Consider the following 21,253-nt stretch of genomic DNA (forward strand, 5'->3'; position numbering starts at 1 on the left):
CTCGCTAACGGTGGCTCGCTACACCTTGCCGTATGGGATTTCCACCCACTAAACCAACCGCCCTTTTCTGGACGCGCCTAGCCTTTCACGGCGCCGGCTGTCATCCCCCCTATAATCTTGTCAGTCAGCATTGCATAGATCACAATGGTAGGAAGTATGGAAATCACCATCGCAGCAAACGCATAGGCATAATTGGCCTCAAAGGTTGTTAAAAAGGATCGGATCGCCACCTGGATCGTTCTGGAAGAGTCGCTCTGGTTCAAAAGATTTGCAAAGAGCAGTTCATTCCATGAATTGATGACGATAAATACACATGCCGTAACAATGCCGGGTTTCGAAACCGGCAGTATAATCCTCCGAAAGGCCTGTCCCGCAGTTGCGCCGTCTATCTTTGCCGATTCCAGAAGCTCTCCGGGAATCGTCTCCATATACCCCCGTATAACCATCAGGCTCATTGGCAGGTTCACGCCCGCATACACCAGCGCTATGCCAAGAATGTTATCATAAAGTCCGATTTTATTGATCATGACATAATACGGAACCAGAAATGCATTGGTTGGAATAAACAGGCACATGGAAAAAAGTACGGTCAGGATTTTTCTGCTGCTGAATCTGTACAGCATGGCGTAGGATGCCAAAGTGGCTGACAGGATCGAAATAACCGTTGCCAGGGCTGCCACTCCCACCGTATTGAAAAAGTATAATACCATCGGATGGCTTTCCATCACTGCCCTGAAGTTCTCCAGCGAAAGATGTTGCGGCACCGCAAACGGTTCGTTGAACAGATCCGCGTTGGGCCGGAAGGAAGAAACCAGCAGCCATAAAAACGGTACCAGCATAAAGACAAGCACCACAGCAAGAAATATGTACATCACTGTGCGCCCCGGTGTTCTCCTGCTATTCATGACGGCTCCTCCTTTCTCTTTGAAGCACATTAACCAGCAGCATAATCCCAAAACCAAGCAGTACGGTAATCAGTCCTGCTACCATAGATATCCCATACCTGTTGGATCCGACCATCTCCCTGTAAATATATAAAGAAAGATTCGTTGTACTGTTAGCCGGCCCGCCGCCCGTCATCAGAAACGGATACTCGAATGTCCTGAGGCAAAATGCCAGGTTCAGCATAATATTCGTAATGACTGCCGGTTTCATCATTGGCAGATATACATGAATATCAATCTGAAATCCTGTGGCGCCGTCCACCATGGCAGCCTCTTTCAGTTCCTTCGGCACGGTAGACAACTGGGTCAGGAATATAATCATTGTCAGCCCTACATAGAAAATAAACGGAACCTGATTACAGATCAGTGCGGTTCCCGGATCATTCAGCCATGCATGTGCCAGCTTTCCCAGCCCAAGGCTTTTCAGCACACTGTTTAAGAGTCCCACATCAACATGATAGATAAAATACCACAGAAAGGCAACTGCCGTCGTTGAAATTACATTGGGAATAAAATACATCACCCGCAGAAATTTCCATCCCCTGGGCTGCTTATTTAAAAGCAGCGCCAGAAGCAGCCCGAAGGGAATGTGTAAAAAAAGGGCTGACAGAAGCCAGATAACAGTATTTTTAAACGCCATCCTGAAAACCGGATCTGAGAATACATATCGGAAGTTATCTATTCCTACAAATGTCTTTGGCCCAAGGCCGTTCCACTCGAAAAAGCTTACATATCCCAGATAACAAAGCGGCCCCAAAAAGAAAGCAACTATCAGAATCACTGCAGGCGCCATATATAATACGGTCTGCCGTCTTTTCATCGTTCGTCCGCCCCTTTCTTTTTCTATTGATTTTCTTTGGACAGCTGCTCTATGAATTCATCCGGAGTTACACTGTCCAGTGCAAGGCTTTCCAGAAGAGACGGAAGTTTTGTATTTGCCGTAGTCGTCAGGTTTCTCTGGATATTAACTGTACTTCCCTCTACCACAGAATTCAGGGCAAGATATTCTCCAAGAAGCCCTTCTGTATTCTTTACATCCGGGTCTTCCATATTCAGCTTCGGTGAAAGGAAAACTGCACCTTCCAGTGTCAGCTGTTTCACGCTTTCTTCAGAGGTGATATATTTCATAAATGCAACGATGGCCTCTTCTTTTTCCGGATCATCTGTCTTAGCTGCTGCCCACGGTGTCTGTGCGTCCGTCACGAGATAATTCTCAGCCACTTTTCCATCGCCAAATGTAGGCGCCTTCGCAATTCCGATTTTATCCTGTATTTCTGAAAGGGAGCCGATCAGCCACGGTCCATCAATAGCAATGGCTGTCTTGCCGGAAGCAAAATTATTCATGGCTACGGAGTAATTGGCCCCGATTGCATCCCCTGTCGTATAATCCCAGAATTTTCTTAGCATTTCCGCCGCCTGTTTCATTTCCGGAGTGTCAATGCTTCCGCCCTCATTCAGCGTCTCTGTTCCTGCATAACTTGCCGCAAGATAAGTGAATAAATTACATGTATACCAGGCATCGTCCGCCGTATACAGGGAAAATGGAGTGATTCCCTTCTCTTTTAATGCTGCGCATGCATCCAGAAGTCCGTCCCACGTGTCAGGGAATTCTTCGATTCCTGCCTGCGCAAAAAGTTCTTTGTTGTAATAAAAAACTGCTCCCGCCTTTTCAAATGGAATGGATGAGATTTCCCCGTTCACGGTCAGTGTCTCAAGATCCCCTTCACCGAATCTTTCCGCCCACTCATCATCCATATACTTTGAAAAATCCATCAGCTTGCCGGATTCCTGCCTGGACAGATCGTTCGGGTTAAAATTATAATGGAAGATATCCGGCGTTGTATCTGTGGAGATCATGGTCTTTACTTTTTCCTGATATGCCGGAAAATCCGGATTTACGGTCACTTCCACCTCGATCTTTCCCTTATTCTCTTCGTTGAACTCCTGAATCAGCTTATCCAGTGCTGCACCCCTTTCAGAGTCAGTACTCCAGCTGTGGTACATATTCAGGACAACAGCTCCTGAATCAGACTTTTCTGTTTTCTTCTGCTCTTCCTGTTTGGATGAACCGCACCCTGCCAGCATGGTAACTGTCATAGCTGCCGCCAGCATCAAACTCAATACTTTTTTCTTCATCATTTTTCCTCCTTTTATTCTGCCTGAGGCAGTTCTCTTATATATCTATCCACGCCGTCTATTCCGGCGGAATAAATCCATCCGAGTGTTCCCCAGATATCTCCTTTTTGTATCATTCCCTCATCCATTCCCTGGGGGCATATGCCGAATCCTTCCGGCTGCATCCCGATATCTGCGAATCCCATCCGGTCTCCCGGCCAGGACATGATTTGATGTGCGGCCGTGCTGATCCAGTCGGCCATCCGGATCATAAATTCATCCCCTGTCTCCCGGCCCGTCAGATACAGCTCCCGGATATGGAACAGGGAGTAGATATCGACCACGCCTCCGCACCAGATGGAATTGATGGCTCCCATTCCCTTTGTCCGGAACTTTTTTTCAGCAAGAACTGTTCCCGCTTTCACCGGTGCATTCCAGATATAATTCCATGTCACGAACTGTTTCCCGGCCGTCACCGCACCATCCAGAAACCGTTTCTCACCGGTTTGTTCATATAAGCGCCAGCATCCGGCCATCGCATATTGTGCCGCCTCTTTATCCACCACATTGGGATTATCCAGCGTGCCTCCCTGAAAGAGTTCTTCCCTGCATCCCCTGGAAAGGACATATTCACCGGCCCTCACTGCGGCGCGCAGATAGACGGATCGTTTCGAACCGGCCGGCTCTGTATTCGCAGCATCTGTACTGAACTCCCCTTCGGACAGATATTCTGCCAGATTACAAAGAAACACGATCGGAATGGCTGACGCGGCTTTTCGGCCCCGTTCTCTTTCCTGCTCTGTCATCCACGGTTCCTCCAGCATAAAAACAGGAGTACCGTCCGGTTCGTACGCCCGGTACCAGGAACCGTCCTCATTCTGCAGAGAGACCAGCAGGTCTGCGTAGCGCATGACAGCCTCCAGCCATTGTTGCTTAACACGCCCCTGTTCCCGATACCATTTGCAGTATTCCAGTACATCATTTACCGGTTCCGTCATTGTTCTGAGATAGTTCCCTTTTGCTCCCCGGTAATCCATATAATGAAGCTTTGGAGCATCCAGATCCCCAAAGGAAAAGAAAGGCTCCTCCCGTTCCAGGTCATAAAGTGAATACACCCATCCGTTCTCCTTCATGCAGTGCTTCAGGAAAAAGTCCACTACTTTCTCCCCCTTTTCGATCCATTCACCGCCTTTATCTCTGGCCAGGATCAGCGCCGTATGATTCTGCCGGCCGGTAAAACCGTATTCCAGAATGTGTACATACGTGCTGTGGGGTATTGTATTGAAAGAGGTTCCAAAACCGGACGGTTCGGAACCGTACCCCTTGCGCGGATCAAAATGAAAGAAAAATCCCGCCCCGTCATCTCCAAATTCCCGGTAGCTCCGCATGAGGCTTGTCTCACGGCAGATAATTTCTTCCTCCAAAGTAAACGGAAGGCTGACTGTACGGTGTCCTTCAGTTTCAAAGTGCTCTGCCAGCCCCTTAAAAACGTGATACAAACCGTCAGTAAATGTTCTGTCACAGGTTTGCTGGAGTTCATAATGCAGCTCCATCTCCCAGGCATTCCCGGTTATAGGGTAAAAGGCCTGAACAGGGGTCCCCTTGGCATCCAGCGCCACACTCTTTTCCATCTCCTCATATGGCCAGCGGGCACACAGGATATTTTCCCTGCCTTCCTGACATTCATATCCAAGAGATCCCACCTCCGTCTCGTGCAGATAGCGGGAGTCTCCTGTCTTTCGTTCTTCCTTTCCCGTATCCGCAGGCGGCCTGGTCCTGGCCACAGATACTGCTGTCCTGGCACTTTCATCATATGCCATAATGACCGGTGCCGTCAGCCGTTCCTCCATATAGGTATGTTTCCCCGCCTGTCCCGAAGAATACCGGCAGGAAGGAATGCCGTATCGTAACTGTTTTCCCTCCCCGAGCAGAATCTCCATACCGAATGCAATCCCGTTTTTTTCAATTCCTGTATCTGCTTTTCCATTTGAACGAACACGGCGGATGACCTCAACCTTATCATCCTTTTGTAAAATAGCATCTTCAACCGTAATCTCGCTGCCTGAAATCTGAAACATATGAACCGTTCTCATCTCCCGCTTGTCCAAAACAGTCTCCGCATAAACCTTCGGGCCATCCTCGCCCAGAAACGTTTCATACCAGTTGATGAATTTCAGACTGTGCATGCTTCATGCCCCCTTTCTTTGCTTTTCATCTGATACGGATCTTATTTTCGCCGTCTCCTATTACGTCTTAAAATTAATAACCGCTCTGATGAGTATAAAATCTTAATAAGATATTTCTATTTTATATTCACTAGTTAATCAAAAAAATCAACATATCCGCACAAAACATGATATTTTTCTTTCATTTTCTTATCATTTTTCCAAAAACCCAAAAAACTTTATACAAATTGCACAAAAATAAGTTTTTGCCTGCGAAACTCGCGCCTGCGGCGGCCGCATAGCGGCACCTGCCTCTTACGCCACAGTGCACATCCCGCCGGGAGAGCATTTTTATCTGATAGGCAAACTTCCCTATAAAATAAAAAGAGCCTATCCATAGTAATCGGCACACTGCCCCAAACTACGAATAGGCTCTGCTTACATTTCATGAAATACACGTAACAGTTCAAGCAGGCCTAAACTGTTACAAATACACTCCTGCACACATCATTTACATTTTATACGCCCCGCCTACGAATATGAATCCAGAATTCCCCTTAATTCATATGCCACAATCTCTTCCACTTCTCCTGCGATCCTCATCGCTCTGCTTTGCGCAATTCCTGCCGCCGTCCCTGTCCCGACAAGCTCTTTTACTCCTGGATTCTTTCCATTCCCGCTTACACAGGTTGCATGTTCTCCGACAATAGAATTACTGTAAGTTAAGTCATACGCCGGAGAAAGTATCCATCTGCTGTTCTCTTCATCATATAAAAATGAGAAGTTCTTTGCGTGGTCGTCCCGGTTATGTGCATAGACATTAAAGCACATTCTTCGATACATCTCTTCCAGCTGGCGATTATCTTTTGTCAAAATATATGTTAATTTCATCAAATCCCTGTAATCCAGATTGGGGATTCTATGGGAAGTTTCCAGCAACCCGCTTACCGTAATCATGTGCACTTTGCCCCTGCTTCCCCTGTCAAAGCGCTTTACTGCAAAATACCCCTTATACCGTACTCTGATGGAAATAATCTCACTTCCGGTACATCTATTCCGCATTTTCCGGCACACTTCATATAACAATATTCCTCTTCCCCTATTGTCCTGCGGTCATATAAAGAAGGGAACTTCACGATCCATGAAGCACCGTCCACGGAAACTAATGCCTTTGGCCTTGCTCCGCCTGATGATCCGCCTAATTTAAATAATGTATCCAGTTCATTACTCTCTTCTTCTTTCAAAATCTTTTCACATTCCTGAGACATCCTGTCAAAATTTAATTGCTGCGCAGCATCCAGCTGCATTAATTCCGGATAGTACTCCAATGCCCCCATACCGGCACTCCCAACAATACCAAGCCGCTCTACAGGGCGGACAACCGCAGGAGATATCCCTTCAGACAGTAAGACCTTACAGTCCGCCTGGCGTCCCCCTAATCCTATTCTGTGGTTACAGACATTTTTTACACGGACTATACCCGTCCTTTTTCAGTTCCTCTATCTCTTTGTCCGTCTCTTTTTTATTTTTTTCCGCCATCTTTTTTACGCTGCTGCAGGAAGGCCGATGGATTTTCTTTGTACTGGTATTTAAAATATATCCATCCACACTCCTGGGCCCTGCCGCCTTTTTCTCTGCTTTCTGTACAGCGCCCGAACCACCGCTGTCCTGATCGCCGGCGGTTCCCTTTGGTTCACCGGCCTTCCAGCTATCATCCGGGGACATGTTCCAGGTGATTTTCCTGCCGTCGGAAACAGCCACAATGGTACCCTGCTCGTCTGTACGGAATACCTGGACGCCTTCCCGGCGCAGCAGATTCAGAACCTCTGCGTGGGGATGCCCGTAGGAATTGTCTTCCCCGCAGCTGATCACGGCATATTTGGGATCTACTTTCTCCAGAAATTCTTCGGATGTTCCCGTTTTACTCCCATGATGGCTCACCTTATACACATCGGCGCTGATATCCTGCTTACTTTTCAACATCTCATTCTCGGAATCCTCCTCTGCATCACCCACAAACAAGAATGCATTCTTTCCGTACTCAAGCCGTACTGCAATCGAATAATCGTTGGCGTTGTCAAATTTTTTATCAGCCGGCGCGGTTACGGTAAATACCGCGTCTCCTAACTGATAAGTATCCCCTGCTGCCGGATGCGCCGCCCGATAGCTTTTAGCTTTTAAAGTGTCTTCTACTTCGTCATAGGTTTTCGTATTCTTCTGGTAATCCGGGAGCAGAACCTTTCCGCAGTCAAATTTGTATATGATAACGTCAAGCCCCCCGATATGATCGGCATCCGGATGTGTACCGATCACATAATCCAGTTTCTTGATGCCCTGTTTCTGCAGATAGTTCTGAACCGCCGTACCCTTACCGTTGTTTCCTGCATCGATCAGCATGGCATGGCCGTCCGTCATAATCAGTGTGGCGTCCCCCTGCCCCACATCCATAAAATGCACTTCCAGCCTGTTATTCCCACCTGCTGCCTTTACCGTGTCGGCCTGCTGCGCACCTGATGCAAATCCAAAAAGCATCAGAAAGGCCGGCAGTATAAGTGCCAGAATTCTCTTTTTCCAGTTTCTTCTGTCCATTGATCCATCCCCTTATTATAATTCTGTCTTTTCCGGTATCCCTCTTCATAAGCCCTGCGTATACGCAAAGGAGACTCTGCCATATCAGACAGAATCTCCTGCTCTGCATATCTGATTCTTCTTAAAAATACAGGCCTTGCTTACGGTTCCGTAAACTTCACTGCAGTACCGTAGGCCATAACTTCTGCAGCCCCGGCCATAACTGCGGAGGAAGCATAGCGGATATTAATAATGGCATCGGCTCCCAGATTCTCCGCCTCTTCCGTCATGCGCTTTGTAGCCAGCGCCCGCGCGTCATTCATCATCTCATTGTAGGCCTTCAGCTCGCCGCCGACCAGGGTTTTAAAGCCCTGTGTTATATCTTTTCCCACATTCTTTGACTGGATCGTACTTCCCTTTACAAGACCCAGCATTTCAAAATTCTTTCCTGTAATATAATCAGTATTTACTAAGATCATCTTCTTCTCCACTCCTTATCTCTTTAATCCGCTGGATACATACTCCCAGCGCCACTCCTGCCAGTGCAAGAGGTATGACTGCGCCAAAAATGCATACTGCTAGAGGGGGCCTCAGCATAAATACCACCGCCGCAAACCCGATAAAATACAGCAGCAGCAAAATCGTTATAATGACTGGCGCTATCATCTTCTTTCCATGTTTTTTCATCACTTTCTGCCTTCCCAGGTTTTATAAATTGCTTCCATTGCGTCCACAACTCCATCCACTCCCAGCAGACTGGCATTGAACAGGATCTCATGTGACTCACTGCTGCCCCATTCGCGTCCGGTATGCGCTTCATAATAAAGCCTGCGCTCCTTATCCACTTTCTTGATCTTATCCCATGCCTGTCTTTCAGTCAGCTTATAGATATTCATGACCCGGCGTATTCTGTCATCCTTAAAGGCATGAATAAAAATATTGATACAATTCGTATAATCTCCCAGCACATAATCTGCACACCTGCCCACAAAAATACAGGAGCTCTGAGCCGCCAGCTTCTTAATGATCTCCGTCTGCGTCTCATACATCCGGTCGCTTAAAGGCACACCATAAGCTTCCTGGCTCATAAATGCCGTATAATCTCCTGTCCCGACTACATATGCGGATAAAAACCTCCCCAGTATAGTTTCATCAACACGGGATGCCTCCTCATCGCTTACCTTCAGCTCTTTAGCCGCCATCCGGATCAGGTTGTGGTCATAAAGCGGAATATCCAGCCGTTCTGCAAGGCGGTTCCCAATTTCGTGCCCGCCGCTCCCAAACTGTCTGCCAATGGTAATAATCGTGTGGTCTGTCATATTATCAACTCCTTATCTCTGACATTATAACACCGCCTCATTGTTAATTATATTATACCCCATCGTGCACGCACAGTTCAATCATTATCATCTATTTCCAGAAATAATCGTAATCCTGTTAAAAATGGCCACACCTCAGCCTACAACTGCACTGGAATCTTCACTCAAATTTCATTCAAAAGTACTTTTCCTTCTCCTTTTTCAAATTTCACATTAACCGTTCGATCTGGTAGTTTATTGGAAAGAAGTACAATAGTTTCAACTATACTCCCTTGCAAATATATCCTGGGGCAAAGGCCTGCTGTAATAATATCCCTGTATCCGGTCCGCTCCTATTACCCCGAGCAGCTCCGCCTGTGTTTTCTCCTCAACCCCCTCCACAACAACTTGATTGCCGATGCTGTGGAAAAGTTCGGTTAAAGTCCTGACCATCATCTCAGCATCCGGATTCCCAGGAAATTCTTTGAGCAGGCTCTTATCCAGTTTTACACACTCAAACGGGAACTCCAGCACGCTGGAAAGGTTAGAATAGCCGGTACCGAAATCATCCAGATAGAACCCAATGCCTGCTCTGTTCATATCCCGCATGACATGCTTCATATACCCCATATCCTGAAGAAGCACCCTCTCTGTCACCTCTATTTTCAGTTGATCCGGACTCAGGCTGTGACGTTTAAGACATTCCTGAATCCGCTCAGATATCCCAATGTCGGCAAACTGCTGCATTGACAGATTGACAGATATGCTTTCTATCCGTTTAGAATTGCTCTGTTCCAGAAACGAGCACACCTCCTCCAGAACGATCCAGCTCAGCTCATCAATCAACCCAGATTCCTCCGCGATTGGAATAAACCTGGATGGCGGCAGCGGGTTACCCTCATAGTCATCCAGCCTCAAAAGCGCCTCCGCGGACCGGACTCCCGCCCCAAGATGATACACCGGCTGGTACCATACCTTAAAGCGCTTCTGTTCCACCGACTGCTGCATGATCTCCAGAATCCGCTTTTCTTCTTCATATTCTTTCAGCAGCGCATCTGTAAAATGAATACAGGCTCCCGGCTTCTCTTTTGCTTTGCGAATACCGTATTCCAGATACTCCATCATCTGCGAAGGTGTACACGGCTCTCCCCGATATTCCAGATACAGAAACACGGTGCGCACGTGAGCGTGTATATCTCCAACGGTCCACGTCTGCCCACACCGTTTTTTTACTGTTTTGAAATTAGATGCGGCCTCTTCTGCCGACTTCAGAGGAATAATCATAGCAAAATCCACATTCCCAAACCGGAATACTTCTCCTCCCGGTATCAGGCGGCCAAGTCCGGTCGCAATTGTATAAAGAATCTCATCCCCTTTTTGATGCCCGTAATTCTGATTTACAAAATCATACTGCCGCAGAGACAGAAGAATCAGCTGGAACTCCTGTTTCCCGGCCAGCCTCAGCGTAAGGTTCTCATAAAAACTCTCCCGGTTGCCCACCATAGTCAGATAATCCCTTCTGACTGCTCTGTTCTGAAATCCGATAAACAGAACCAGATTGGCTACCGCCATGGCGGTCTCATTCAATATAATCTCAGGAAAGAGCGCCTGGAACATGCATAAGAGAACCGTAACCGGCGGGATCGTACAGATCACCTTTACCATCGACTTGCTGACGCTGGGACGGTTCTTTATGTAACAAAAATATATCATGCCAATTTCCACTGCCAGCACTGCGTAGCCCAGCCCGTTCAGCCTTCCCCTGTGATAGATGCCAGCACTGTCAATATAAAAAAGGATGCCGGACTTTATATTCCACAACACAGCAGCCGCATACAGTATATTTACAACAAAGAGCCCCGTAAATGCACGTCTCAGGCAGTGTTTTTCATAGACATGCTCCATCATCATCATAAATACAAACGCCGCCACCATCGAGCATGCAGCCACAACCGCCAGAAAGTAAGCGCTGTTCAAAAGTATATTCAGCCACCCCGGCACTTGTTCCGGATATTGAAGCAGCACCACACTGGACACATTCAGGCCAATGCAGAGCATGGACATCCAAAGGCAGTTCCGGTACAGCTTGTCCCTGGCATTTACGGCCAGACGCCTCTCATAAAAATACAGTATTAGAATTACGATAACTATAAAAGCCCAAAATTCCCCCGCCAGTGACCATTGAGTCATAAGTACACCTCTTATCTTTTTAGGAGTGCTCTTTAGGCACGCTCTTTAGTAACCATGAAATAAGATAATTATATCATGATTTTTTTCCACATTAAACCATTTTATTTTCTTTCACTATGCGCATTTTTCCATATATGTAACAGGTAATGCAGGCAAGAACAGTTACATATATTACTGCTCAGACCGACTACCTCCATGTGCGGCGTACGCCGGGGATTTCCCTTATAATGGCTATTTATACACTCATAATGAACTATTATAAGATTTTGCAGTATCTTGTCTTGTATTGCCGAAATCAAAGTGCTAGAATATATACACATCGGTAACTTTATCGCTTTAGTGGGGGAAAATAATATGTCATTTTTTAATTCTTTAAGTGAGCGGCAGAGGCAGCGTCTGTTTGGTATGGGCTACGCAACTGCGGGCTCTGTCATGTTTGCATTTGGACTGAATGTATTTATCATACCGCTATCTTTATATAATGGCGGCTTCATGGGAATCTCCCAGCTGATCCGTACCTTAGTGATTAAAGTACTGCCCTTTTCTCTCGGGCAGACAGATATTGCAGGTATCATTTACTTTCTGATCAACCTGCCCCTGATCTATTTGGCATGGAGTAAAATGGGCAGGATTTTTTTTGCACGTTCCATTATAACCATTATTATCCAGACCGCAGCGCTCACCTTTATCCCGATTCCATCCAGCCCGGTCATTGACGATTATCTGACCGCCTGTGTCATTGGCGGTATTATCGCGGGAACCGGATCCGGCATGATTCTCCGGGGAGGCAGTTCCGGAGGCGGACAGGACATTCTGGGCATCTACTTTTCAAAAAAATTCCCTGGATTCAGCGTCGGCAAGGTCTCCATCATCATCAACTGTTTCGTCTACGGAATATGCCTTTTGATGTTTAACATCGAGATCGTGATTTATTCTTTGATTTACGGCGTTGTATATTCCATCGCCTGCGACAGAGTACATATCCAGAATATTAATATGAGTGTCATGATATTTACCAAAAAGCTGGGCATCTCCCAGGCTATCATCGAACAGATGGGGAGGGGAGTCACCAACTGGGACGGAGCCGGAGCCTATACAAATCAGGCCTCCTACATCCTGTTCGTTGTGATTTCAAAATATGAGGTCAGCCAGTTAAAAAGAATTGTGCGGGGAATTGATCCCAATGCATTTATGATATTTACCGAAGGCTGCTCGGTATCCGGTAACTTTGAGAAGAGGCTTTACCCCTGACTTTATAAAGCTGCATTACCTGATGGCTGAACTCCTAGACCAGAGCACATCATGATGACTTTAAACTTTATACTTCACTTACAGGATTGATTTTTCATAGTAAAACCCCGGTCAGTAATTTAACATTGACCGGGGTTTTACTATTTTTATGCTACAGGCAATTTTCAGGCGGCATTGGTTTCAGCTTTCCTGCACACACTGCCGGAATCCGCATTTCCGTTTCCGGCAGACAGCCGCCGCATAGTCAAAAAGTATGCCGCTGCCAGTGGGATACATGCCCCCGCCCATGCCAGCGGGTTGGCCCAGCATGCCCCGGCAAAGCCGACAGCCGCAGTCAGATATACCGCAGCAAATGTCCTCATAATCAGTTCCATCACACCCGCCACAGTCGGCATAACGCCTTTCCCCAGCCCCTGCAGGGTAAATCTGAAGATAAACAGCAGTGCCAGTACAAAGTACATAGCCCCGTTAATCTGAAGGTAAGTCTGAGCCATAGACTGTACCGTCTCTTCCCCGGCCCCGACAAAGAAGCCTGCCATCTGATAACCCGCAAATATGTTCAGAAGCCCCACAGCAATACTGAATCCTACCGATATCAGGCTGCACTGCAGAACGCCTTTCTTAATTCTGTCTATCCGCCCTGCCCCATAATTTTGAGCCGCATAGGTAGCCATTGTGGTGCCAAAAGAATTCATAGGCTGACCGGCGATCTGGTCAATTCTCTGTGCCGCAGAAAATGCTGCCACAGCGGCGGAACCAAGCCCGTTAAGTACGAACTGGAGCACCACAGCACCGATGGCGATAATCGACATCTGGAACCCCATCGGCATAGAGATCCGAAAGTGCTGTTTCAGATCCCATGCGGATACCTTCCAGTCATCCTTCGTTAAATGCAGAATCGGCAGCTTCTTTTTGATGTACCACAGGCAGAGGAGTGCCGATACCATCTGTGAGATAATTGTGGCCCAGGCCGCGCCGGCAACCCCCATCCCTCCCCCAAGTATGAACGCAAAGTCCAGAATAATATTCAATACACATGCAATAACCAGGAACAAAAGCGGCGTCCGGCTGTCCCCCAGCGCCCGGATAATATTCGACAGAAAATTAAATAGCATACAAGCTATTATTCCCCAGAATATTATAACAATATAGTCATACGCACCGTCAATTATTTCGGGCGGCGTATTCAGCAGTTCCAGAATCTTCCTGGTCATAGGAACGGAAACCGCTGTCAGCACGACCGTAACCATAAGGCTGATCCAGGCTCCTGAGGCCACGCTTCTTCTGACCCCTTTCTCATCCTTTGCGCCAAAGCGCTGTGCCGTAATAATTGCCAGTCCTGCGCTCACTCCCATTGCAAAACCGAGGATCAAAAAATTGATGCTCCCCGTGCAGCCCACCGCCGCCAGGGCATTGACCCCCAGGGTCCTTCCCACAATCAAAGTATCTACCATGCTATATAATTGCTGAAAGATATTTCCGATCAGCAAAGGTATCGTAAACATTACAATCAATTTTGCCGGGCTGCCTTCTGTCATTTTTTTCGTCATATCCATACCTCCTGTCTTTTTCTAAACATACTCTATTATAAGCATTAATTGAAAAAGCAGAATGTAGTTTCTTGTTCAATGAATGTAGTATTTTGCACGAATACCGATGCGTATATAGCACGGAGGGCAGAATAATTTTTATATAAAAAATAGAACAAGGGTGCTGCAAACTCATCATTTTGATGATTTTGCAGCACCCTCTTAAAAATGTAGAAAACCACATGTGTTTTCCTGCCGCCTCTTTATGTATAGTTAATCAGAACTCTCTTACCTCATAGCAAATATCTCCATCGCCTCCTTACAATTCCTTTTCATAGCTTCTGTCCCATACTGCACAATATCATGGTACATAATCGGCGTATCCTTATCGCTCTCGATCAAAGAATAGCAGTATTTATAATGCCGCCCGCCTTTTTCAACCGGAATACACCCCGTTTGGAACTGGCTTGCTATCTTCTCACCTCCCGCCATCGCCATATATGTATAGTAATTAACCTTGCGCACCCCGCTCTCAATGGCCATGCGGAATTCTTCCGGGCTGACACCGGAGCCTCCGTGCATGACGACTGGAATGTCTACTTTCCTGCGCACATTTTTTACTACATTAAAGTCTAACTTGGGTTTTGTAATATACACCCCATGTGTCGTCCCGAAGGAACAGGCCAGGGCATCTATCCCCGTCTCCTCCACAAAGAGCTTTGCCTGCTCCGGATCTGTATAAATCTTCTCCGGATCCGGCCCGTTTCCAGTTGTTCCTGCTCCGGTTTCCCGTTTTCCCATGCAGCCGATCTCCGCCTCCACAGAGGCCCCTGTCTGTGCCGCAAATGAAACAACCATCTTTGTATTAGCCATATTCACTTCAAAAGGCTGAACCGAACCATCGTACATCACAGAGGTAAAACCGATATTCAAAGCTTTACATACATATTCTAATGTCTCTCCATGGTCCAAATGCACGCACACCGGTACTTTTGCCCTCCCCGCAAGCTCCAGCATGATCGGCCCGATAATCTCAATCGGCATAATTTCCTCATGCACTTCTGCATGCTGGATCACCACGGGCACGTCCAATTCCTCTGCTGCGCCAATCACTGCCATAACCGACTCGAGATTCGGCGTGTTAAAAGAACCTGCCGCGCATTTTTTTGCTTCACATAGATTCAATATCTGCTTCAGCGATACTAACATTTTTGTTTCACCCTTTCTAGTACATCCATATTTTACAAACGCTCAAACATACGCACTTTCACCTGATACGTTTTTTTCTCTCCCGGTTCCAAAAATTTCAGCATACCGGTCTTTCTCATCACATCGCGCCCATCGGGATAGCAGTTGCCGCATTCCAGCCCCAGCACGTAATCGCGGACTCCCATCATCTTCCATTCTACAAACCCATCCAGTTCCTCTGCGTCAAAGGTGATTTCCAGCCCTTTTCCCAGCTTTGGCTGGTATATGCCGGCTTTTCCGTTTCTATCCGGGAACTTATGGTAGTAGCACCGCTCCACATATCCTGCCTCCGGCTTCATCATGTGCATCCAATTCCCGATATCCTCCGCCGCATGCTCATCCCGGGGCAGCACTTCGGCAGACGGAATCTCCAGTATGCTGTCCTCATCAAGCATTGGATAGCCCATATTCATATGATACAGAATCTCAAAGGGCTGCTTTGTATCTCCGGTATTCTCGATGGTATCCTGAATCAAAAATTCATTACTCCTAAGGCTGACTCTGATCTCTCTGGACATTCGCAGTTTCGGTGCGAAAATCCCCTCGTCCCTAATCGTCGCGTAAACCACCAGCTCCCCCTCTTCTTCCAGCCAATATACCTGTTCTGCCGGCATATTGGCGATGGAACCATGCAGGGGCAGCTCTTCCCCCTCATCCGTGCAGGGAGAGCCGACCGCCTGCAGCCCGCAGGTAGTCAGATAACCGGCAGTAAATGATTTCAGCCAGTTTGCCCCTGCTGCATCATAATACGCCGGGGCCACATAGCCGCAGGGCGAGAAGTAGGACAGATTAACCCCTTTGTAACGCAGCCGGGAGATGTCTGCACAGCGGTCCAAAACAACCGTCAGTTCCGCCCCTTTTCCGTTATTTATTTCCAGAAGGCGCATTCCATCGCCTTTACCGCCCACCAGGCGGTGTTCCTCGATTCCATACACTTGGGAATCATGTCCGATATATGGGTTCATCAAAATTCTCCTTTCACGCGGTAGTTCAGACAATGCCGAGCTGCTGTCCTTTCACACGGCAATTCATACACTTCTGAACTGCTGCCCATTCATACCAAAGGGCGCACTGCCTTATACAGCTGCCGGTATCTTTTATAAACTTCCCTGTACTTCTTCGTCATTTCCGGATTTGGAATATAAGTTTCGGTCTCCTCTACCATATGCGCCGCCGCATCCTCCAGGTTCTGAAAGCATCCCACCGCAATTCCTGTCAGCATCGCGCTCCCTGCAGTTCCCGCATTCACTGTTTTTAGCGCAGTGATCTCTACATTCAGAGCATCCGCCTTCATCTGCATCCAGACTTTTGATCTTGCGCCGCCCCCCGTGGCATTCAGCCGTTTCATTTGAAGTCCCGCATCTTCCAGGCATTCCATATTCAACATCATTTCGTAAACAACACCCTCCATACATGCGCGGTATATGTCACTGACTGTAGTCGCGGCCGTCACTCCCACGATTGCCCCCTTTGACCCGGTATCCATATAGGGCGTGGCCGCCCCGGCAAAGTGCGGCAGAACCAATATTCCCGTAGGAGGCATGGGAACATCCGTACCGGCTGCATTTTCCGGGCATTCATGCTCTGCCTCATACAATTGCTCTAAGAACTCGTTCACCGAAATGCCCTGTGCCTCTGCCAGCTCTTTCTCCTTTTTAGCAAGTGTATCTGCACACCACTGAATCAGCGCTCCGCCGGTGTAAGAGAATGCATAGCAGACATATTTTCCCGGCAGTACATACGGGACAACCGCGTAATTTCCCTCATACATGACCTCCAATTCCGGTATACTGTCGTAAACAGGTGTCATGCACTCGACCGTACCGGCTCCATCCACCGCTTTATCGGATGAAAACACCCCGGATCCCACAGCAGCAGCCACCTGGTCATGGCTCACAGATATGATCTGCGTGTCTTTGGAAAGGCCCGTTTTTTGCGCAATTTCCGGCCGGATTCTTCCGGCGCTGGTTCCCGTGGGCACCGGCTTTGACATCAGTTCCATGTCGATTCCCGCAAGAGCAAAGATCTCCCGGCTCCATTTCAACGCCGTAATGTCAAATGCCATCGTCCTGGCCGCCAGAGAATAATCGATCTGTGCCCGGCCGGTCAGTGCAAACACCACAAAATCCTCCATCAGGAAGATATGCTCTGCCCGCCCGTATATCTCCGGCCTGTGCTTTTTCATCCACATCATTTTGGAAATGCTGTACATGACATGCGGTTTTGCCCCTGTAATAGAAGCAATGGTCTTCCCATCCATCTGCTCTGTCAAATAGCGGCACTCCTCCTCCCCGCGCGGATCCGTATACAGCATCGCCGGATGCAGGGGATTCCCTTCTGCGTCTGCCATAACAAAGGTCTCCCCAAAACTGGTCACCCCAATCCCTGCAATGTCCGGATGCGTGCGCGTTATTGCACGGATCACCCCGAATACGCTCTCCATGATTGCAGCCGCATCTATTTCATGCACACCATCGTTCCTTTTCGCAGAATAGTCCTGATAGGATTCATCCAGATAAGTACCATCTTCGTCAAAAACTGTCAGTTTACAGCCTGTTGTCCCGATATCCAGCCCCGCCACTTTCATAATCTTCCTCCTCCCGCAGCTATTTTTTCCCGCCGGCAGCCGCTCTTAACCGCCCGCAGCTGCTTTTATCTGCCGGTAACCGCTCTCAGCCACCTGCTGCTTTTATCTGCCGGTAACCGCTCTCAGCCACCTGCTGCTGCTTTTTGTCCGCCGGCAACTTTATCCTTAACTATACGATGTACTAGTCGATTTCTACCCATTCATAACCAAGATAAGTAGTAAATGCCTCTTTCAATATTTCTTTCATATGTCCTGCGCCTATGGAAGTATGATGTTTAAATCCACCTCTGGCCAGCTTCATCAGCTTGTTCTGCAGATCAGGAATTTCCGCTACCCCGCCGCACCCGAAAAATGCATCTTCTATCGGGTCGTCTGTAAATCTGGCCTCGCTTGCATATACGATAATTTTCCCATCCCTGGTCTGGCAATTGGAAAGCGTAGTATCAAAGGCCCTGATCCGCCCCTCATTGCATCCCCAGCCGGATCCCGGATCGTTCTTTGCAAACATCTTGTGCTCGGTGACCGTCCCCTTTCCGGTCATCAGAGACTGCGCAACCGGACCGCAGTGGAACAGAATCACCTTATTCTCATCTTCGCCATAATTATTATTCCAGTCCAGGACGGCCGTCGGCTGTTCACTCGCCAGGCTCATAGCCCGCATGGTCAGCGCCGAACACATATCAATTTCACAGGACGCTGCAATTCCCCTGTCATTCAGTTCACTGAGCAATACGCACGGGCATACCCGCATCTCCGTCTCCATCTCGTTCCAGCAGCGCAGCGCCAGTGCATCCAGATGATATTCTTCAATGTACTGGTCAATCACTACCCCAATCTTCGCCAATGTCAGCATATTACTCTCCGGAACAAGGGAAAAATCACTGTAATTTTTCAGGCGCTCTATTTTGGCAGTAACTGCCTCATCATCGTCCGCCATACTTCTTACCTTGAAAAACACCTCGGATAAGTCAAACGACTCCACATTGATCCCGTATTTCTGCATTGCAATCTCATCGAACCGCACCGTCTTGAATGCCGTGGTCCTTGCCCCAATACAGCCAAGGTTAAACCGTTTCATGCCATTTACTACCCGGCAGACCGCAGCAAAATCCATCAAATTTCCGGCAAATGCTTTCGACAGCGGATGAACGACATGGGGTTTCATCACCGTAAACGGCACGCCATACTGCGTAAAAACATCGGTTACGGAAAACTTGCCGCAATAAGCATCCCTTCTGTGCTGGAAATCCATTTTTCCAATTTCATCCGGATATGCCTGCATTAGAATCGGCACTCCCGCGTCCTGCAATGCGGTAATGGCTCCGTTCTCGTCCGCAAAAATGGGCATTGAGAATATCACGCCATCATACATTCCCTCATGTTCTTTCAGCCATTTTGCGTATAAAAGGCCCTCTTCCCTTGTCTCGACCCCGCCATACCGGGTCAGTTCTGCATCCATGGCTATGTAATCATATCCCGCATCCGTGACCGCTTTAATCATGTCTTCCCTTGCCTCATAAATCAGCTCGCCCGGCATAAATCCTCTGTTGCAGAAACACAGTGCAAATGTCATTTTTTTCATATTGTGAATCCTCCTTTGATTTTGTTTTGTAAAAGCACAATGAAGCAAATTTCCTGAACGAATCCTTTTTTATTTTCTTTTACTGCCTCTGGAATTTAAATACTGCATTTTATTCATACATACCCCCTTTTTAGTTTCATTGCACCCCCGCACCGCAGAGGAATGAATAACGGAACTCCTTGGGTATGTATTTATTTTATAAATTTCTGCTTTTAGAATATATAGACATTTGTTCTTTTTACTCTGATTTTGTTCGGATTTATAATACACATCCTGCTCTCTTCCTTACATATAAAAGCCTAAACCACCTTTTGTATGACCAGGAATTTCTACTGCTTCCATATATGTAAAAGAACGGATTTTACAATCCGTTCTTTACCTTTTTATTGCTATTCGTTTTTTGCTACTATTGTTTTGTTTAGCTTTGCCTGTGCTTTATCTATATCCATAAGTCCGCACAATAAAGCAATCACTGCGAAAATGATAAACGGTGCAATAACAAACATGAAATTTAATACCGCAATACTGCTCGCTGGCTGCACTTTAGCATTTGCCACATAATTCCCCAATTCAAGAAGCCATCCACATAGACCTGTCCCTAATGCAGAACCAACTTTAATTCCTACAGATGTACAGGAATACATCGTTCCGGCCAAACGCACATGATCTTTATTAAATGAATAATCTGAGGCTTTTGCAATCATTGTATTCAGGCAGCAATTGTACGGGCTGCTAAATAAATTCGCCAAAGCACACATTACAACAAACAAAGCAAAATTACCTGAAAGTCCAAATGGTATTGCAATTCCAAAAAAAAGTGCTGTAAGAATCTCTGTTCCAAAAACGGTTTTATATACGCCAAATTTCTTTACCAATGGTACATTCAGTAACACTCCAACATAAGCGGGAATTCCGATGCACAGAGAGTAGGTACCCAGTTTGCCCGCATCTCCCATGATGTAAGTAAACCAATATGTTCCGACACTGCTCAATCCTGCATATACATACACAAGGATCATAATTGCAAGAATAATAATATAAAAGCGATTGGTAAAAAGAACTTTCATGGCCTTCCAGAAAGACACCTTTTCTCCAGTTTCATCTGTTGCATTTTCCTGTTCCTCTTCCGTTTCATCGCTTGCATTTAGTTCTTCCTCCGGAAGCTCTTTAATCGTCAAAAAAGTTATTGAGTTGAATACAAGTGCTATAACTGAAAAAATAATCGCTGTATTTCTCCATCCATATGCAGACGAAAGCGAGACACCTAAGTATCCTAATCCTATCTGTGCAATGTATCCGCCAACGACGCTCCAAGTTCCCATTCCAACTCTTTCACTCTCATTCTTTGTTGCCAGAGCTGTTAATGCATTATAGGCAATACTGTTTGCTGTATAAAAGATTGCATTGACAGATGTATAGAATATGAAGAACCATGCATATTTTGCAGTTGTCCCAAGTCTTTCCGGAATCGCAAAGGTTGCCGTCAGGCAAACGGCCGCGCCAAACATTGAAAAGAACATCCACGGTCTTGCTTTTCCCATTTTCGTATGAGTACGATCAATTAATCTTCCGCAAACAATATCCGTAAATCCGTCAAACAATTTGGAAACAACCATCAGTGTACCAATCATCCCCGCCCTAAGCCCAACACTATCAGTCATATAAATCATAACAAAATATGTTGGAAGCGCATACAAAATATTATTCCCAAGTGCTCCGAAACCATATCCCACCTGGTTATACCATTTCAAATATTTTTTACTACCCATTTTACCT

The 21,253-nt window shown here is 46.9% G+C and carries 18 protein-coding genes; 1 reads left to right on the forward strand and 17 read right to left on the reverse strand.

Annotated elements, in window-relative coordinates:
• Positions 1–77: 77 nt before the first annotated feature.
• From GKG43_RS08805 to GKG43_RS08855, 11 genes are all read right to left on the reverse strand, one after another.
• The gene (locus GKG43_RS08805) at positions 78–905 is read right to left on the reverse strand and encodes a carbohydrate ABC transporter permease (RefSeq protein ID WP_055153791.1); all 828 of its coding nucleotides are present in this window, start codon (positions 903–905) and stop codon (positions 78–80) included.
• On the reverse strand, positions 898–1,764 hold the full coding sequence (locus GKG43_RS08810; protein ID WP_055153793.1) for a sugar ABC transporter permease: 867 nt from the start codon (positions 1,762–1,764) through the stop codon (positions 898–900). The genes GKG43_RS08805 and GKG43_RS08810 overlap by 8 nt, the downstream gene beginning before the upstream one ends.
• A 23-nt stretch (positions 1,765–1,787) precedes the next feature.
• The gene (locus GKG43_RS08815) at positions 1,788–3,080 is read right to left on the reverse strand and encodes an extracellular solute-binding protein (protein ID WP_050641412.1); all 1,293 of its coding nucleotides are present in this window, start codon (positions 3,078–3,080) and stop codon (positions 1,788–1,790) included.
• 14 nt (positions 3,081–3,094) lie between these two features.
• Positions 3,095–5,245, reverse strand: coding sequence for a hypothetical protein (locus GKG43_RS08820; RefSeq protein ID WP_055153795.1), 2,151 nt, complete (start codon positions 5,243–5,245; stop codon positions 3,095–3,097).
• 510 nt (positions 5,246–5,755) lie between these two features.
• Complete coding sequence (locus tag GKG43_RS08825; RefSeq protein WP_083487105.1) at positions 5,756–6,286, reverse strand: HipA domain-containing protein; 531 nt, start codon at positions 6,284–6,286, stop codon at positions 5,756–5,758.
• On the reverse strand, positions 6,217–6,561 hold the full coding sequence (locus tag GKG43_RS08830) for a HipA domain-containing protein (protein WP_055153799.1): 345 nt from the start codon (positions 6,559–6,561) through the stop codon (positions 6,217–6,219). Before GKG43_RS08830 ends, GKG43_RS08825 begins: the two co-directional genes overlap by 70 nt.
• A 115-nt stretch (positions 6,562–6,676) precedes the next feature.
• Complete coding sequence (locus GKG43_RS08835; RefSeq protein WP_055153801.1) at positions 6,677–7,813, reverse strand: ComEC/Rec2 family competence protein; 1,137 nt, start codon at positions 7,811–7,813, stop codon at positions 6,677–6,679.
• A 140-nt stretch (positions 7,814–7,953) separates the two neighbouring features.
• Positions 7,954–8,271: a YbjQ family protein gene (locus GKG43_RS08840; protein WP_050641416.1), complete on the reverse strand. Its 318-nt coding sequence runs from the start codon at positions 8,269–8,271 to the stop codon at positions 7,954–7,956.
• Positions 8,252–8,479 (reverse strand): hypothetical protein, encoded by a 228-nt coding sequence (locus tag GKG43_RS08845; RefSeq protein WP_153920964.1) that lies wholly within the window; start codon positions 8,477–8,479, stop codon positions 8,252–8,254. Before GKG43_RS08845 ends, GKG43_RS08840 begins: the two co-directional genes overlap by 20 nt.
• The gene (locus GKG43_RS08850; protein WP_055153803.1) at positions 8,479–9,111 is read right to left on the reverse strand and encodes a cytidylate kinase-like family protein; all 633 of its coding nucleotides are present in this window, start codon (positions 9,109–9,111) and stop codon (positions 8,479–8,481) included. The genes GKG43_RS08845 and GKG43_RS08850 overlap by 1 nt, the downstream gene beginning before the upstream one ends.
• A 258-nt stretch (positions 9,112–9,369) precedes the next feature.
• The gene (locus GKG43_RS08855; protein ID WP_055153805.1) at positions 9,370–11,280 is read right to left on the reverse strand and encodes a GGDEF domain-containing phosphodiesterase; all 1,911 of its coding nucleotides are present in this window, start codon (positions 11,278–11,280) and stop codon (positions 9,370–9,372) included.
• A 354-nt stretch (positions 11,281–11,634) separates the two neighbouring features.
• Here GKG43_RS08855 and GKG43_RS08860 point away from each other — a divergent pair, with 354 nt between their 5' ends.
• Positions 11,635–12,531, forward strand: a complete 897-nt coding sequence (locus tag GKG43_RS08860) for a YitT family protein (RefSeq protein ID WP_050641420.1) — start codon at positions 11,635–11,637, stop codon at positions 12,529–12,531.
• Positions 12,532–12,695: 164 nt separating this feature from the next.
• On the opposite strand, the gene GKG43_RS08865 is transcribed toward GKG43_RS08860, so the two are convergent.
• The 6 genes from GKG43_RS08865 to GKG43_RS08890 all read right to left on the reverse strand — a co-directional run bounded on the left by GKG43_RS08865 (position 12,696) and on the right by GKG43_RS08890 (position 21,246).
• Entirely contained in the window at positions 12,696–14,081 is a 1,386-nt protein-coding gene (locus GKG43_RS08865) for an MATE family efflux transporter (protein ID WP_050641421.1), read from the reverse strand.
• 267 nt (positions 14,082–14,348) lie between these two features.
• Positions 14,349–15,269 carry a class II fructose-bisphosphate aldolase gene (locus GKG43_RS08870; protein WP_050641422.1) on the reverse strand — a complete coding sequence of 307 codons (921 nt, stop codon included), beginning with the start codon at positions 15,267–15,269 and terminating at the stop codon, positions 14,349–14,351.
• Between the two features lie 32 nt (positions 15,270–15,301).
• Positions 15,302–16,273, reverse strand: coding sequence for an aldose 1-epimerase family protein (locus GKG43_RS08875; RefSeq protein ID WP_055153807.1), 972 nt, complete (start codon positions 16,271–16,273; stop codon positions 15,302–15,304).
• An 89-nt stretch (positions 16,274–16,362) separates the two neighbouring features.
• On the reverse strand, positions 16,363–17,895 hold the full coding sequence (locus GKG43_RS08880) for an FGGY-family carbohydrate kinase (protein ID WP_055153809.1): 1,533 nt from the start codon (positions 17,893–17,895) through the stop codon (positions 16,363–16,365).
• A gap of 181 nt (positions 17,896–18,076) precedes the next feature.
• Complete coding sequence (locus GKG43_RS08885) at positions 18,077–19,477, reverse strand: hypothetical protein (protein ID WP_242857605.1); 1,401 nt, start codon at positions 19,475–19,477, stop codon at positions 18,077–18,079.
• Between the two features lie 389 nt (positions 19,478–19,866).
• On the reverse strand, positions 19,867–21,246 hold the full coding sequence (locus GKG43_RS08890) for an MFS transporter (RefSeq protein WP_055153813.1): 1,380 nt from the start codon (positions 21,244–21,246) through the stop codon (positions 19,867–19,869).
• Between the last annotated feature and the right edge of the window lie 7 nt (positions 21,247–21,253).

It is taken from the genome of Eubacterium sp. BIOML-A2, from assembly GCF_009680135.1.
GTDB lineage: Bacteria > Bacillota > Clostridia > Lachnospirales > Lachnospiraceae > Faecalicatena > Faecalicatena contortus_B.